Origin of the sequence: Streptomyces sp. NPDC053560 (assembly GCF_044544605.1) — a bacterium.
Taxonomy (GTDB): domain Bacteria; phylum Actinomycetota; class Actinomycetes; order Streptomycetales; family Streptomycetaceae; genus Streptomyces.
The window spans coordinates 264,421-278,156 of sequence record NZ_JBITXI010000013.1 but is presented as its reverse complement, the minus strand read 5'-3'; the positions used below and the strand labels follow the sequence as shown (position 1 = coordinate 278,156).

Below are 13,736 nucleotides of genomic sequence, written 5' to 3'. Positions count from 1 at the left end.
TCAGCGCGCCTTCGCGGTGGATTCGCGGACGATGAACTGGGGCGGAGTCACGGCCGGCGGTCGTGGCGTGTCCTCCTCACCGAGGTGGCGGAGGAGGCTGAGGGCGGCAGCGCGGCCCATGTGGTCCAGGTCCTGCCGGATGGTCGTCAGCTGCGGGTGGAGCAGCTGGCCGACGGGCAGGTCGTCGTGGCCGACCACGGAGAGATCACCGGGTACCTCGCGCCCCAGACGGCGGGCCGCGGAGATGCCGGCCAGCGCCATCATGTCGTTGGCGAAGACGATGGCAGTGGGAGGACTGTCGTCCAGGAGCAGCTGGGTCACCGCCGCGCCGGTGGTACGGGCCGCGAAGTCGGAGGCCGCGGTGTGGCTGGGCAGCAGGCCGTGGTGGTGCAGCCGGTCGGTGAACGTGCCGCGGCGGTGTCCGGTGTGTACGCGGTCCTCGGGGCCGGACACGTACGCGATGCGCCGGTGTCCGAGGTCCACCAAGTGGTCGACGGCGTCCTTCATGCCCTGGTCCCGGTCCGTCGCTTCGACGGCCGGTATCGGGTGGGTCGGCCAGGGGGTGCCGATCAGGACCGCGGGCAGGCGCAGGTCGTGCAGGAGGGCGGCCCGCGGATCGTTGACGCGGCTCTCGGTCAGAACGACGCCGTCGACGCGGCGTTCGTCGGCGAGACGACGGTAGGCGCGTTCCTCCGCTTCGGGGTGTTCGCCGACGATGTGCAGCAGCAAGCCGTAGTCGCGCGGGGCGAGTTCGCTCTCCATGCCGGCGATGAGGAGGGCGAAATGAGGGTCGGCGTTGAGGAGGTCGGGGGCGCGGTTGACGACCATGCCGATGGCCCGAGTCTTGGCACCGCGCAGGGCCACCGCGGCGGCGGAGGGGGACCAGCGGAGCCGGTCGGCGGCCCACATGACCCGTTCCCGGGTGGCCTCGGGGAAGCTCCCCTTCCCGTTGACGATCTTGGAGACGGCGGAGACGGAGACCCCGGCGAGCGCCGCCACATCACTGATCGTCGTCCGGTTGGTTCTACGCTGGGCCACGTCCGTCCTTCTCGCCGCGGAGGGCGCCTGTTCCTCCGCCACTAGACCTTCACCGCGCCGCCCATGAGGGCGCCTTCCATGCGCCGTTGGAGAACGGCGTACACGACGTACACGGGGATGAGGGTGACCACGGTACCAGCCGAGAGGACCCCGAAATCGGTGGACAGGGAGGAGCGCAGGGTGGGTACGGCGACCTGGATGGTGCGCTGCGCCTCGTCCGGACCGATGATCACCAGCGAGTACAGGTACTCGTTCCAGAAGGCCAGGAAGCTGAGGATGAGGACGGTGACGATGCCCGGCACCACCATGGGCAGGTAGATGCGCACCAGCACCGTCCAGTTGCCGGCGCCGTCCACCCGGGCGGCCTCCTCGACCTCGTTGGGCACCGTACGCATGAACTGCGTCAGCAGCACCACGGCCAGCGGCAGCGAGGTCGCGGGCAGGAAGAGGACGAGGAACGTACGGGTGTGGAAGAGGCCCAGCTGCGCGGCGAGCAGGAAAGTGGGGACCAGCGCGGCGAAGGTGGGGATGAGGAAGCCTAGCGAGAAGGCCCGTTCGATGACGGCGGCGACCTTGCCGGTCGCGCGGGCCAGCGCGTACGCGGCGGGCACCGCGAGCAGCAGGATCATGGCGAGGGACAGCACGGTGACGATCACCGAGTTGGCGATGGCCAGGTCGAGGCGGGCGTCGTGGAGGGAGGTGGTGAACTTCCGCAGCGAAAGCACGTCGGGCGGGGCCAGGGGCGAGGCGAAGATGTCGCCGTTGTCCTTGAACGAGGAGACCAGCAGGTAGTACAGCGGCAGGAGGAGCATGAGGGCGTACACCCAGGCCCCGAGGTAGGAGGCGGTACGGCCGACGCCGATCCTGCGGCGCGGGCGTCTGCCGCGTATGCGGCGGGCGGGGCGGGCGGCTGCGGGAAGCGGTGTCATATCTCATTCCCTGGGTCAGTACGACTGCCGGAAGGCGCGGCGGACGGCCAGCATTCCCACCAGACCGATGACGAACAGCAGGACTCCGGCGGCCTGGCTGTAGCCGAGGTCGGACTGGACGAATGCCTTCTGGTAGACGAGGAAGGACAGGTTGGTCGAGCTGTTGCCGGGGCCGCCCTGGGTGAGCAGCAGCACGTTCTGGGCCGAGGTGAACAGCGTCCACAGGAACTGCAGCATCACCGTGACGCCCACGTAGTCGCGCACCATGGGGTAGGCGATGCCCCACATGCGCCGCCAGTGTCCGGCGCCGTCGAGTTCGGCGGCTTCGTAGACGGAGGCGGGCAGCGCGTCCAGGCGGGCCGCGTACAAGGTGGCGGTGTAGCCGATGCCGGCCCAGATGTCGATGGCGATGATGCAGCCGAACGCGGTGGCGGTGTCGGCGATCCAGGCGTGCTGGAGGGATGCGAGGCCGACGCTGCCCAGCAGCTTGTTGATCACGCCCTGGGGCGCGAACATGCCCCAGAAGATCATGGCCTTGGCGGAGGCGGAGATGAGGGCCGGGGTGAAGATGATGACCTTCAGGACGCGATATCCACGGGGCTTGGTGGAGATGAAGTAGCCCAGCATGAACGCGCCGACGATCATGATGGGTACGGCGATGACGAGCTGGACGGCGCTGTTGCGGGCGGCCTGCCAGAAGAGGCTGTCACCCAGCACGGTGCGGTAGTTGCCGAGCCCGGCGAAGTGGATCTCGGCGAGCATGCCGGGCCAGCGCAGTACCGAGATGACGAAGATGGCCCCGATCGGCCCGACCATGAAGACGGCGTACCAGAGCAGTGCGGGCACGGCCATCACGGTGGTACGCGGGCCACGGCGGGAGCGCGGTGCGGGGCGCGGTCCGGAGCCGGTCGTGGGCGTTGAAGATGTAGACATCGTTGTCAGAGTCATCGTGGCGCACTCCGGTCAGCTGCGGTAGGCGGTGTCGAGGGCCTTGCACATGGCCTGCACGCCGGTACCCCGCGTGTAGGCGAGGGAGGTGGCGCGGTTGAGCGGGGTGGAGACCGCGGCGGGCACGTAGTCGTCCGGCATCACGGCCTCGCTCACGGTGCCCCCGTGCGTGACCCGCGACGACTCGCTCACCAGCGGCCGCCCCTTGGAGGGCTGCTGGCCACGCATGGTCATCACGTAGCCGGACTTGTCGATGAACTTCTGCACCACGTCCTTGCGGTAGAGGAACTTCACGAACTTTTCGGTCAGGTCCGGCTTCTCGGTCCCGTTCGGGGTGAGCCAGATGCCCGTCGAGGTCGCGCCGTTGTAGACGGTGGGCTTGTCGTGGGTGCCGTCGGACGGGACGGGGAAGCCGGAGATCTTCGTACGCCGGGCCAGTGAGGCCGGGACGGCGGCGATGGTGGAGGAGATGGCCGGCATCATCGCGGCGCGTTCCTCCAGGTAGTCGGCGTTCATCTGGTCGGCGTTCAGGCCCTGGGCGCCCTTGACGAACAGTCCGGCGTCCCGCAGTTCCGCGAAGAGCCGCAGCCCCTTCTTCGCCTGCGGTTCGGCGCAGTAACCGCCCCTGCTGAAGACCCTCTTGGCCACCGCCGGCTCCAGGTAGCCCTGCATGACCTGCATCAGGAACTTCTGACCCGACCAGTCGTTGCCGCCGATGGTCATGGGCGGGATGTTCTTGGCCTGGAGCGCTTTGAGGGCGGCACGCAGTTCCGGCATGGTGCGCGGGGGATTCTTGATGCCGGCCCGGTGCAGCAGCTTGCCGTTGACCAGGACGGGCCAGGTGAAGCCTGTCCAGGGGAAGGCCCGCACCCGGTTCTTGTCGTCCGTCCACGCCTTCAGCGCGCCGGGCTCGACCCGGTCCTTCAGGCCCCATTGCTTCAAGTAGCGGTTGACCGGCGGCGTGGCTCCCAGTTCGGTCCAGGAGTAGGCCTTGTCGTAGAGGTTGATCAGCAGGACATCGGATTCCTTGTGGGCGAGCCGCGCGGTCTCGAACGAGTTGAAGATGTCATCGCCGTTGTACAGGTTCTTGATGTGCACACCGGGGTTCTCGCGCTCGAACTGCTCGACGACGGAGGAGTAGGTGTCCGCGCCGTAGGTGCCGGGGGCGAACCGGCTGTGCACGACGAGGGTGTGCGGGTCATCGGTGCCGGGATCCAGTGGCCCACCGCACCCCGTGCACGCGGCCGCCAGGACGGTCACCACGCCCCCTGCCGCCACGGTCAGCCATCGTTTCATCGGCGCTCCTGTCCAGGTCATCCGTTTCGAGCGGCCACGTCATGAGCGTCCACGCCATCCGCCGCGAGCGAGAAAACGATTTACCTGTGATCGCGCCGGACATTAACAGCGCCGTCAACTCCTCGCAATCCCTCGACAGTTGTCGAGTCAATCGATATACCTACTGGCGGCAGGCCCGCTGTCGGCGCTTCGGGAATCCCGTGCGGTGACTCGGCGTGTGCCGACTCGGCATGCGCTGACTCCGTAAGTACTGACTCCGTATGCGCTGACAACTCACCGACCGCCCGTCCCCTGGACTCCACGCCACTCCACTCGACCGATCGGAGCCCCATGCACCGCAACGCAGCCAAGCTCGGCCCGGCAGACCGGCCCACCGCCTGGATCGGCGTCAACTTCTGGTCGCGGACCGGTGGCCCGCTGATGTGGCGTCACTACGACGGCGCCGTCATCGATGAGGAGCTGCGCACCCTGCGCGACCACGGCATCACCCTCACCAGGAGCTTTCTGTACTGGCCCGACTTCATGCCGGAACCCGAGCGGCTCGACGAGGCGATGCTGGAGCGCTTCGACGACTTCCTCGGCCGCCACCACGCCCTCGGAATGACGACGATCCCGACCTTCCTCGTCGGCCACATGTCCGGCCAGAACTGGGACCCGGCCTGGCGCGAAGGCCGCGATGTGTTTGCCGACCCGTGGTTCGTCGAGCGGCAGGCCTGGTACGTACGCGAGTGTGCGGCCCGCTGGAAGGACCACGCGGCCGTCGCCGGATGGCTGCTGACCAACGAGGTCCCCATCTATGCCGACTGGCAGTCACGCGGCATCGGCACCGTGGACCACCGGCACGTCACCGCCTGGGCCCGCACGCTCACCACCGCATTGCGCCAGGCCGGGGCCCGCCAGCCCGTCTCCCTCGGTGACGGCGCCTGGGGTCTGGAGATGAGCGGCGAGGACAACGGCTTCCGGGTCCGCGACCTGGAGCCGCTGGTCGACTTCCACGGCCCGCACGTCTACCGCATGGAGGACGACCCCGTCCGCCAGAACCTCGGTGCCGCGTTCGTCTGCGAACTCCTCGACATCGGCGGCAAGCCGGTCATCATGGAGGAGTTCGGCGTCTCCTCCGACTACACCTCCGAAGAGAACGCAGCGCACTACTACCGCCAGACACTCCACCACTCCCTGCTGGCCGGCGCGACGGGCTGGATCCCCTGGAACAACACCGACTACGACGCGCTCGCCGACCAGGAGCCGTACTCCCACCACCCGTTCGAGATGCACTTCGGCCTCACCGACGACCAGGGCCGGCCCAAGGCGCAGCTCCGCGAGGTCCGCGCCTTCACCGACATCCTGGAGCGTACGGAGTTCACCCGGCTCTCCCGCCCCGACACCGACATCACCCTGGTCATCTCCTCATACCTGGAGAAGCAGTACCCCTTCACCCAGCGCGAGGACGCCACCGATGTCCTCGCCACCACCCGCCAGGCGTACGTCGCCGCCCGCGAGGCCGACCTGCCCGTCGGCGTGGCCCGCGAAGCGGACGGGCTGCCCGCCGACAGCGCCCTGTACCTACTGCCCAGCACCAAGCAGCTCACCGCTCCCACCTGGCGTGCCCTGCGCGCGCACGCCGAGCGCGGCGCCACCGTGTACGCCTCGTACTTCGCCGGTTCCCACGCCACACAACGCGGTGCCTGGTGGCCGAAGCTGGACGAGACCTTCGGCGTGACCAAGCAACTGCGCTACGGCTTGGTCGACACCATCGCGGACAGCGAGCTGCGCATGGTCTTCCAGCGCGACTTCGGCACCCTGGCGGCCGGCACGGAGCTGGTGTTCCCCGTCGCGGGCAACGCCCACTCCCGCAGCTACCTGCCCGTCGTCCCCAACGGTGCGGAGGTCGTCGCCACCGATGCCCACGGCCGCCCCGCCCTCGTACGGCACCGCACCGGCGCCGGCCAGCTGATCCTGTCCACCTACCCGTTGGAGCACATGGCCGCCCGCACTCCGGCCGTCAATCCGGAACCCACCTGGCGGCTGTACGCGGCCCTCGCCGCCGAGGCCGGCGCCACTCCGCCGGTCACGGTCGACGACGGCCGGGTCGTCACCGGCGAGATGGCACACGAGGACGGCCGCCGGTTCGTGTGGTTCCTCAGCCAGCATCCCGAGGAGCTGACCGTTGTGCCCCGGGTCGGCAAGGGAGCACTCACCAGCCTGGACGACGGCACCGCCCTGACCGACATCACCCTTGGGCCGTACGGTGTGGTGGTGGCACAACGCGACGCGTAAGGCCGCACGTGTAATGCCGCGTTGGTAACCGTATTGGGCCGCATGAGCCGGGCCGGGTGTACGCCCGACCCGGCTCACACGTGCGCGAAGCGAACGGCGGAGGCGCTACCGGTCGGCGGACGCGGCCTTCGCGCCCGGCACCTTCACCTCACCCTGGTTGAGAACCCGCGGGTGGAAGTACGTGTTCTGGATCTCGGCGTTGGTGTTGTTGCCGCGCAGCTGCTCGGACCACATCATGAAGTACGTCCAGTCCGGCTGGCCCGTCAGCAGCGTGTTGTCGGGCACCTTCCCCATCTCCGCCAGCGCGATCGGCTTGCTCTTCGCGATGCCCTTGAGCTGCTGGTAGTCCGACTGGCTCGGGTAGTTCTTGTACCAGGCGTCCAGCGAGACGATGTCCACGTAGCTGTCCCCCGGGTAATAGCGGGACCAGCCGCCTTCCGGATTGTCCTGGACGTTCCACACCCAGATCAGGTTGTCGAGGCCCTTGCCGGCGAGGTAGTCGTGGGTCATCCGGTAGAGCTTGGCGCCACCCTCCGAGCCGGGCCGGTGGCCCCACCAGTTCCACGTCTCGTTCATCTCGTGCAGCGGCCGGAACAACACCGGCACACCCGCGTTCTTGAGTTGCTGGAGATACGGTACGGCCTCGTCGAGGCGGCGCTTCCAGTCGCTGTTGAGTGCGGTGCCGTCGGTGACGATCTGCTGGAACTGCTGGTCGGAGATCTGCGTTTTGACGCCCCCGTCGAACTCGCACGTACTGCCGCCGGTGGGCGTGCACACGTGCCACGTCAGCGCGACCAGCGAGCCGTTGGCCCACTCGGTCTTGGCCTGATCGACGACCCGCTGCCGGTTGGCCACGTCCTCAGCGCGGAACATCAGGTCGCCGCCCCACAGCCCCGGGTACTGCCCGGTGATGTCCTTGACCTGTTGCGTGTACTGGGAGGGCTGGTTCGCGGGTTCCTTGTTGTGCTGGCCGGAGACGATGTACGAGCCCTTGAGGGAGTTCAGATAGCCGAGCACGTCCTGCTTGCTGCTCTTGGCGCTGTTACTGGTGCTGCCATCGTTGCTGCTACTGGTCTTGCTGCCGTTGTGTGCCGGGCCGGCCGCGGCTTCGGAGGCCACGGTCAGGGCCAGTACGGTCGTTGTTGCCGCTGCGGCGGTGAAGCAGACGAGCAGTCTGCCGCGTCGTGGTGTGCGCACGGGTGCCTCTTCCCATCGTGGTGGGCACGGCATGCGTCTCCCGCACGGACATCCGTCAGCCCTGACACCGCCGGTCGACCGCGGGCCCACGGTAGTGCGCCATCCACTGCACGTCCATGGACCGGTCCAGATATGTGGACTGGGACATGCTGGCACAGACACTTGTCACAGCTGAACTTTTACTTAACTCAACGGGATCGGGAAAACGATGTACCACTTCCGACCCGATCCGTTGACGGCGCCTGCAACTCGCTTTACTGTCACCTCACTTGACAGAAGCACGGCATTTTCTTCCGTTCAGCACAGCGACAGGCCGCGGGGTGTCTCCCTGACTTCGGCACCCCGCGCACCCCGCGCACTCCCCCGGCCTCAGTCGGCTCGATGCGGCGCGGGCCCCGTGGACGCGCGCGGCGTCAACACCGGCGTCCGTACCGCGTGTGAAGGCTGCGTCTCCCTGGCGAGCAGCCCGAGGAGGGTGCGCGCGACGTCCGCGCCAAAACTGTGCACGTCATGTCCCATCGTCGACAACGTCGGATGGGTCAGCCTGCACAGCTGCGAGTCGTCCCACGCGAGCAGCGAGACGTCGTGCGGTACGCGAAGCCCCATCTCACTGGCCACCGCGATCCCGGCGACCGCCATGAGGTCGTTGTCGTACATGATCGCCGTGGGGCGAGCGGCGCCGGCCAGCAGGGAACGGGTGGCGCGTGCCCCGTCCTCGCCGGAGAAATCCGTATCGATCTGCCGCCCGGGCGGCAGGCCGAGGTCCGCCATGGTGCGCGCGAACGCAGCGCCGCGGAGGGCGCTGTGCCCCAGGTCGGCCCTGCCACCGACCCGGGCGATGGCAGTGTGCCCAAGGGTGTGCAGGTAGCGCACCGCTTCGGTGACGGCGCCGCCGTCGTCGGTCCACAACGCGGGGAACGGCCCGGCGAGCGAGGGGTGGGCAACTGCCACCGCGGGCAGGCCGAGCCGGGACAGTGCGGGCACCCGCGGGTCTTGCTCCTGGAAGTCGACCAGGACGGAGCCGACGGTCTGGCCCGACTGCCACCAGTGGCGCTGCAGCTCGATCTCCTCGTCCATGTCCCGTACGAGACGCAGCAGCAATGCGCTGGAGTGCTCGCTGAGGACGCTTTCGATGCCCGAGATGAACTCCATGTAGAAGGGCTCCAGACCGAGCTGGCGGGCCGGACGGCAGATCGCGAGTCCCACGGCCCCTGTGCCGTGCCGGTTGAGCGCCCGCGCGGAACGGTTGGGCTCCCACCCCATCGTTTGGGCGACTTCGAGTATGCGGGCGCGGGTGGTGTCGGAGACACCGGGCTTGTTGTTGAAGGCGAGGGAGACCGCCGCGCGGGACACCCCCGCACGGGAGGCGACATCGCGAATGGTCACGCGCCGTTGTGTGCTCACGCGGGCCGCCGGGCGAGGAAGACGAACTCTCGTCCCGGCCGGTCCGGAGCGTCCCGGACCTCCTCGACGACGTATCCCTGGGCGGCGAGTTCCGCCTCCACTTCCTCCCGCTCGGCAAAGCGCATCGTCGAAGTGGAGGTCAGCACGTCATCGCGCGGGGCATCGCTCGGGCCGTCGCCCGCACCGCTCGGACCGTCGCTCGGCTCGTCGTTCGGGCCGTCGCCCGGTGGGAACACATAGGTCCATCGGACGGTCACCAGGGGCCCGCTGACGTCGATCAGGTCGATCCAGGTCTCGACCGGCCCGACCCCCGGAACCTCCGTCACGCGGTGCGACGCCTCCCGATTCCAGGTCTCCCAGATCCGCTTCGCCGGATTCCGGATCTCGAATACGAGATGTCCGCCCGGCCGGAGGGCGTCGTATGCGCCGCTCAGGGTCTTCTGCCACTCCTGCGGGTCGTCGATGGCGGGGGCGACGTTCGCCGTCATGGTCACGAGGTCGACCTGCAGCGGCGGGAGCGCCGTCACATCACCGCAGATCCACTGCACGCGGTCGCTCCCCGGCTTGGCCTTGGCCACGTCCACGGAGGCCCGGGCCGGATCGAGCCCGATGACTTCGATGCCGCGCTCAGCCAGCAGGAGAGCGAACGCCCCCGTACCGCAGCCGATGTCGAGTACCCGGCGAGCGTGGAGGTCCTTCGCCACACCGAGGTACGTGTCGAGATCGCTGCGGTCGGGATAGAGCGAGTCATAGACCGCGGCCAGCCGCGGGTGTCCGTATTCCTCGTCAGCCATGCGCTCGAAGATATACGCAGGCAGTGCTCAACGGCTCGCCTAATTCGGCACCTTGGACCGCGGTCAGTCGGTACGCCCCGTTGTCGCCACCGTCACTCCCAGACCGATCATCGCGAGGCCGCCTGCCCCGCCGACCATCGACAGACGCCGATCCGAGCGGGCGAACCAGGCACGGGCCGCCGAGGCGCCGAGTCCCCACAGGGTGTCGGTGATCAGCCCGATGGTGATCGGGACCAGGACCAGCACCATCATCTGGAGCGGAACACTGCCTGCCGAGTGGTCCACGAACTGCGGCAGCACCGCGGCGAAGAAGACGACACCCTTCGGGTTCGTGACCCCTACGAGAACGCCGTCCAGGATCGTGCGGAGATCGCCGTGCCGTTCACCGGCCGGCGCCGCCATACCGGCCGCGCGCATCTCCTTGCGGTGCCGGATCGCCTGTACGCCCAGGTGGACGAGGTACGCCGCGCCTGCCAGTTTCACGCCCGTGAACACTGCCACCGAGGTCGCCACCAGCGCGCCGAGGCCCCAAGCCACCGCGACCACCAGAACGTAGGAACCGATCAGGTTGCCGAGGACGGTCTCCAGCGCCGTCCGGCGGCCGTGCGCGAGGGCCCTGCCGACGACGAACAACACGCTCGGCCCCGGGATCGCGATCACCAGCAGCGACATCGCCGCGAACGCGAGAACGCTCTCCGTGGACACCATGTGCTCCGCCCCCCTCAAATTACTTCGCTCTGCTCTGCCAGGCGCATTCAACGCTTCAATCAGCGGGGCTTCAAGCCGGCTCGTTCGGGCGGTCCAGGCCATCCAGACGATCGAGGCGTTCTCGATGTGACGAGGCAAGGGGAGGTGTTCCGCAGCGAGGTTTTCCTCCAGGTGAGCGATCCGGGCGGTGTCCGGGATCGGGAGCATGACCGGTGAGTGGCCGAGGAGCCAGGCGAGCGCGACCTGCGTGGGCGTGGCGTCGAGCTCGGCCGCCACGGCCGCAACCTCGGCTCCCGCCCCCGACTCCCCCCTGGCGACAGTGCGCCACGGCAGGAACGCGCCGTACTTCCAGATCCCCGCCGATACGGAACACGGTCGCCGATGTCACGCGCTCTCGTCTCCCCTCTCCAGTCACTCCTCCCCTCTCCCCTCTCCCCTCTCCCCTCGTCCCACCCTCAATGCGCGACGCCAGCAGCGCAGTTGGGGTTGGGGTTGAGCGATTCAGTGGTCCTCTGGCGTGGCGACCGCCCGGGTGCGAAGGCCAGCGTCCAGCGTGCGGAACAGCTCGCCGACTCGACCGCCGCCGCCCGGTGCCGCCGGGAAGCGCGCGAGTACGCCCACGACGGCCGGTGCAGCGCGAGACATCGCCTGCTCAAGGTGTGCGGCACCAACGGTCCGGTCGTCATTGGCGGCGAGCTCGGCCGCCCTGGCCGCGTGAGCTGCTGCTCCGAGGATGTGCTTGACCTGAGTGGCCTTGGCCAGCGGGTGCAAGTAGGCGGCGCCTGCCGCCGACATCGCTGCCCTCGCCGCCTCACGTGCGGCCGCGGTGTCGACGCACTTGGCTGCCTTCAGGGCCGCCCATGCGGTGTCGCGCAGAGCTTTCCCCCGCTCGCCGCCCCGAGCGAAGTCCCACGCGGTATCGATCGCGTCCCGCGGCCGTGAGTCGTCCGGCTGATCGGCCTCGAAGATGTCGAGCACCGCCGCCGCGCACGCCGCGGCGAACGCGGTGACCGCACGAAGATCCTGCTTGCTCAGAGCAATCTCACTTGTCTCCCCTGCCATGGGCCCATCTTCGGCCATCGCGCTACTTGGTATGCGCCATCCCCGGCTTACGGCCGGCCGTGGGATCGCAGGTCGTAGAGGTACGAGCGGTCGTTCTTGAAGCTGCGCCACACGGTGGCCGGAGGCTCCGGTTCGTCAACGTGGCTGTCGAGGGGGTGGGCAGTGACGAGGCCACCGGCAATCTCACAGTGCCAGCCGTCCGCCGAGGACCAGACACACCACACGTTTCCGTCGACCCGGCGGTAAGCGGGAAGGCCGTTGCGTTCGCCGTCGCGCTCGAAGACGTAACGGAGGCCGTCGATGTGGCGCACGAAGGTGAAGGATGTGAGTACCGTCATGCCTTCGGCACTCTATGAGAGGGAGGGACGCCAGGGAATCTGCCATTGATCGGGCTTGTGTTTGAAGGTGCCGGTTCACCGGTTGGAGTGACGCATGATCGGTCACTTGGCGACCGGTGCTCTGTTGGGCGGCGCATGGGCTGACCAGGGGCCTGGTCCCGGTGTTGCGGAAGGTGGTTTCTCCGGGGTGGCCGGTTCCCTGCCCGGGCGGCTGTCGACCCGTTGTGCGGGGCAAACGATCGCCGCTTCGCTGTAGTGCGTCAGGACCAGTGGCGAGTGCTCCCGCCGTTACCGGAGTTACCGGCGTTACCGGCCTTGCTGGAGCAGTGGCTGCCGGGACCTCACCAGCAGCCGCATCTCACCAGCAGCCGCATCGCTCCGGCTCCGGGATGCTCCCTTGGCCCGTCCCACCCGCCCCTTGAATTGGAGAACTGTGCACACACGTACCGTTCTTGCCGTGCCCTTCGCAGTCTTACGGCGAGCCGTCGATCTCGTGACCGGCCGCGGCTCACCTCACGGCATGTCCTGTGCCCGCAGCCGTCGTCGCCCAACAGCACTGCTGGGCACGCCTGATTCCTCTGGTCGTTGGCCGTGAGGCCGACGGGGCGTCCCGATGTCACGATGCCCCGCTGCCTACGCTGACGCGCATGGAACTGGAGCAGGAACTGACGCCTGGGCAGGAGTTGGCCTCTGGGCAAGAGCTGGAGATCCCGTTGACCGGGGGCCGGATCACCGAGGGGGTCGTGCGGGTCGGGGACACGGTGCGACGGCCGGTCGGGCCGCACTCACCGTTCATGCACCGCCTGCTCCGGCACCTGGAGGACGTCGGCTGCCACGCCGCGCCAAGGCTCCTCGGCTTCGACGCCAAGGGCCGCGAGATCTCGGCTTCCGGACGAGGACCGCCGGGGCTTCGGCGGTCGCATCGTCGCCCGGGTCGAGGCCGAACGCGACTTCCGCGTACGGGCCGGCCGCGTCATCGCCCCCGGCTCCTGGCTGCACCTGGAGATCGACTGGCTGAAGGCACACGCCGACGCCATCGACGAAGGCTTGGTGAGCAGCCGCTGACGGACCGGTCTGAGCCACTGACGCAGGTCAGGCGAGCGAGCCGCATAGGTCAGGCAGGTCACGCAAGTCACACGGGTCAGGTCGTTGAAGCGGGTCCCGGCGGCAGGTGGACCGTCATGATCAAGTGGCAGGTCCCGGTGCCCGCCCCGCGGTAGGCGTGCGGGGCGTCGCCGTCGAAGGTGGCGGTCTGGCCGGCTTCGACGGTGTGCTCGGTGCCGTCGACGATCAGTGTCATCCGCCCCGCGGTGACGCTGACGGTTTCCACCACACCGGCCTGGTGCGGGTGGCTGGGGTATTCCTCCCCCGGTGCCAGTTGCCAGCGCCAGACCTCGACCGGCGCCGGGCCGGACGTCGTCAGCATGAGCCGGGCCTCGCTGCCCTGCGATCCGGCCCACAGCGGCATGACCGTATCGGCAGCCACGACGCGTACGCGACCCTCGGCGGGCCCCTCCATCAGTGCCGATACCGAGATGCCGAGGGTGTCGGCCAGCCGGACCAGGGTGGCGAAGTTCGGGTTGCCCTGGGCTTTCTCCAGCGCCACCAGGGCCCCCTTGCTGACCTTGGCGCGGCGGCCGAGTTCATCCAGGGACAGGCCTGCGCGGGTCCGGGCCGCTCTGACGTTGTGCGCCAGTGTCCGCAGGGCGGCCTCTGCCTCGGCCATCCGATCACCATCCTCGCGA

At 68.6% G+C, this 13,736-nt stretch carries 12 protein-coding genes and 1 pseudogene; 1 reads left to right on the top strand and 12 read right to left on the bottom strand.

Features of this window, described 5'->3' with window-relative positions; all coding sequences use genetic code 11:
* The 4 genes from ACIGQF_RS29660 to ACIGQF_RS29645 all read right to left on the bottom strand — a co-directional run bounded on the left by ACIGQF_RS29660 (position 1) and on the right by ACIGQF_RS29645 (position 4,211).
* Positions 1-1,038 carry a LacI family DNA-binding transcriptional regulator gene (locus ACIGQF_RS29660; protein ID WP_399716379.1) on the bottom strand — a complete coding sequence of 346 codons (1,038 nt, stop codon included), beginning with the start codon at positions 1,036-1,038 and terminating at the stop codon, positions 1-3.
* Positions 1,039-1,079: 41 nt separating this feature from the next.
* Positions 1,080-1,850: a carbohydrate ABC transporter permease gene (locus tag ACIGQF_RS29655; protein ID WP_399716529.1), complete on the bottom strand. Its 771-nt coding sequence runs from the start codon at positions 1,848-1,850 to the stop codon at positions 1,080-1,082.
* Between the two features lie 132 nt (positions 1,851-1,982).
* Positions 1,983-2,915, bottom strand: a complete 933-nt coding sequence (locus ACIGQF_RS29650) for a carbohydrate ABC transporter permease (protein WP_399716377.1) — start codon at positions 2,913-2,915, stop codon at positions 1,983-1,985.
* A gap of 15 nt (positions 2,916-2,930) precedes the next feature.
* On the bottom strand, positions 2,931-4,211 hold the full coding sequence (locus ACIGQF_RS29645; RefSeq protein WP_399716374.1) for an ABC transporter substrate-binding protein: 1,281 nt from the start codon (positions 4,209-4,211) through the stop codon (positions 2,931-2,933).
* A gap of 330 nt (positions 4,212-4,541) precedes the next feature.
* On the opposite strand from ACIGQF_RS29645, the gene ACIGQF_RS29640 reads away from it, so the two are divergent.
* Positions 4,542-6,488 (top strand): cellulase family glycosylhydrolase, encoded by a 1,947-nt coding sequence (locus ACIGQF_RS29640; protein ID WP_399716370.1) that lies wholly within the window; start codon positions 4,542-4,544, stop codon positions 6,486-6,488.
* Between the two features lie 105 nt (positions 6,489-6,593).
* On the opposite strand, the gene ACIGQF_RS29635 is transcribed toward ACIGQF_RS29640, so the two are convergent.
* The 8 genes and pseudogenes from ACIGQF_RS29635 to ACIGQF_RS29600 all read right to left on the bottom strand — a co-directional run bounded on the left by ACIGQF_RS29635 (position 6,594) and on the right by ACIGQF_RS29600 (position 13,717).
* Positions 6,594-7,685, bottom strand: coding sequence for a glycosyl hydrolase (locus ACIGQF_RS29635; RefSeq protein ID WP_399716368.1), 1,092 nt, complete (start codon positions 7,683-7,685; stop codon positions 6,594-6,596).
* Positions 7,686-8,054: 369 nt separating this feature from the next.
* Positions 8,055-9,089: a LacI family DNA-binding transcriptional regulator gene (locus ACIGQF_RS29630; RefSeq protein ID WP_399716365.1), complete on the bottom strand. Its 1,035-nt coding sequence runs from the start codon at positions 9,087-9,089 to the stop codon at positions 8,055-8,057.
* Positions 9,086-9,883, bottom strand: a complete 798-nt coding sequence (locus ACIGQF_RS29625) for a class I SAM-dependent methyltransferase (RefSeq protein ID WP_399716363.1) — start codon at positions 9,881-9,883, stop codon at positions 9,086-9,088. Before ACIGQF_RS29625 ends, ACIGQF_RS29630 begins: the two co-directional genes overlap by 4 nt.
* Positions 9,884-9,946: 63 nt before the next feature.
* Positions 9,947-10,591 (bottom strand): LysE family translocator, encoded by a 645-nt coding sequence (locus tag ACIGQF_RS29620; protein ID WP_399716361.1) that lies wholly within the window; start codon positions 10,589-10,591, stop codon positions 9,947-9,949.
* A 70-nt stretch (positions 10,592-10,661) separates the two neighbouring features.
* Positions 10,662-10,954: pseudogene (locus ACIGQF_RS29615) on the bottom strand (aldo/keto reductase); the annotation flags it as partial.
* A gap of 138 nt (positions 10,955-11,092) precedes the next feature.
* Positions 11,093-11,653, bottom strand: coding sequence for a putative immunity protein (locus ACIGQF_RS29610; protein WP_399716358.1), 561 nt, complete (start codon positions 11,651-11,653; stop codon positions 11,093-11,095).
* Positions 11,654-11,700: 47 nt separating this feature from the next.
* Positions 11,701-11,991: a hypothetical protein gene (locus tag ACIGQF_RS29605; protein ID WP_399716355.1), complete on the bottom strand. Its 291-nt coding sequence runs from the start codon at positions 11,989-11,991 to the stop codon at positions 11,701-11,703.
* A 1,141-nt stretch (positions 11,992-13,132) separates the two neighbouring features.
* A complete protein-coding gene (locus ACIGQF_RS29600; protein WP_399716352.1) occupies positions 13,133-13,717 on the bottom strand; it encodes a helix-turn-helix domain-containing protein in 585 nt (194 codons plus the stop codon).
* Positions 13,718-13,736 lie beyond the last annotated feature (19 nt).

Coding starts and splice junctions, on each gene's coding strand:
- ACIGQF_RS29655 (WP_399716529.1), bottom strand. CDS start 1,850: ATGCTCCTCCTGCCGCTGTACTACCTGCTGGTCTCCTCGTTCAAGGAC.
- ACIGQF_RS29650 (WP_399716377.1), bottom strand. CDS start 2,915: ATGACTCTGACAACGATGTCTACATCTTCAACGCCCACGACCGGCTCC.
- ACIGQF_RS29645 (WP_399716374.1), bottom strand. CDS start 4,211: ATGAAACGATGGCTGACCGTGGCGGCAGGGGGCGTGGTGACCGTCCTG.
- ACIGQF_RS29640 (WP_399716370.1), top strand. CDS start 4,542: ATGCACCGCAACGCAGCCAAGCTCGGCCCGGCAGACCGGCCCACCGCC.
- ACIGQF_RS29625 (WP_399716363.1), bottom strand. CDS start 9,883: ATGGCTGACGAGGAATACGGACACCCGCGGCTGGCCGCGGTCTATGAC.
- ACIGQF_RS29620 (WP_399716361.1), bottom strand. CDS start 10,591: ATGGTGTCCACGGAGAGCGTTCTCGCGTTCGCGGCGATGTCGCTGCTG.
- ACIGQF_RS29610 (WP_399716358.1), bottom strand. CDS start 11,653: ATGGCAGGGGAGACAAGTGAGATTGCTCTGAGCAAGCAGGATCTTCGT.
- ACIGQF_RS29605 (WP_399716355.1), bottom strand. CDS start 11,991: ATGACGGTACTCACATCCTTCACCTTCGTGCGCCACATCGACGGCCTC.
- ACIGQF_RS29600 (WP_399716352.1), bottom strand. CDS start 13,717: ATGGCCGAGGCAGAGGCCGCCCTGCGGACACTGGCGCACAACGTCAGA.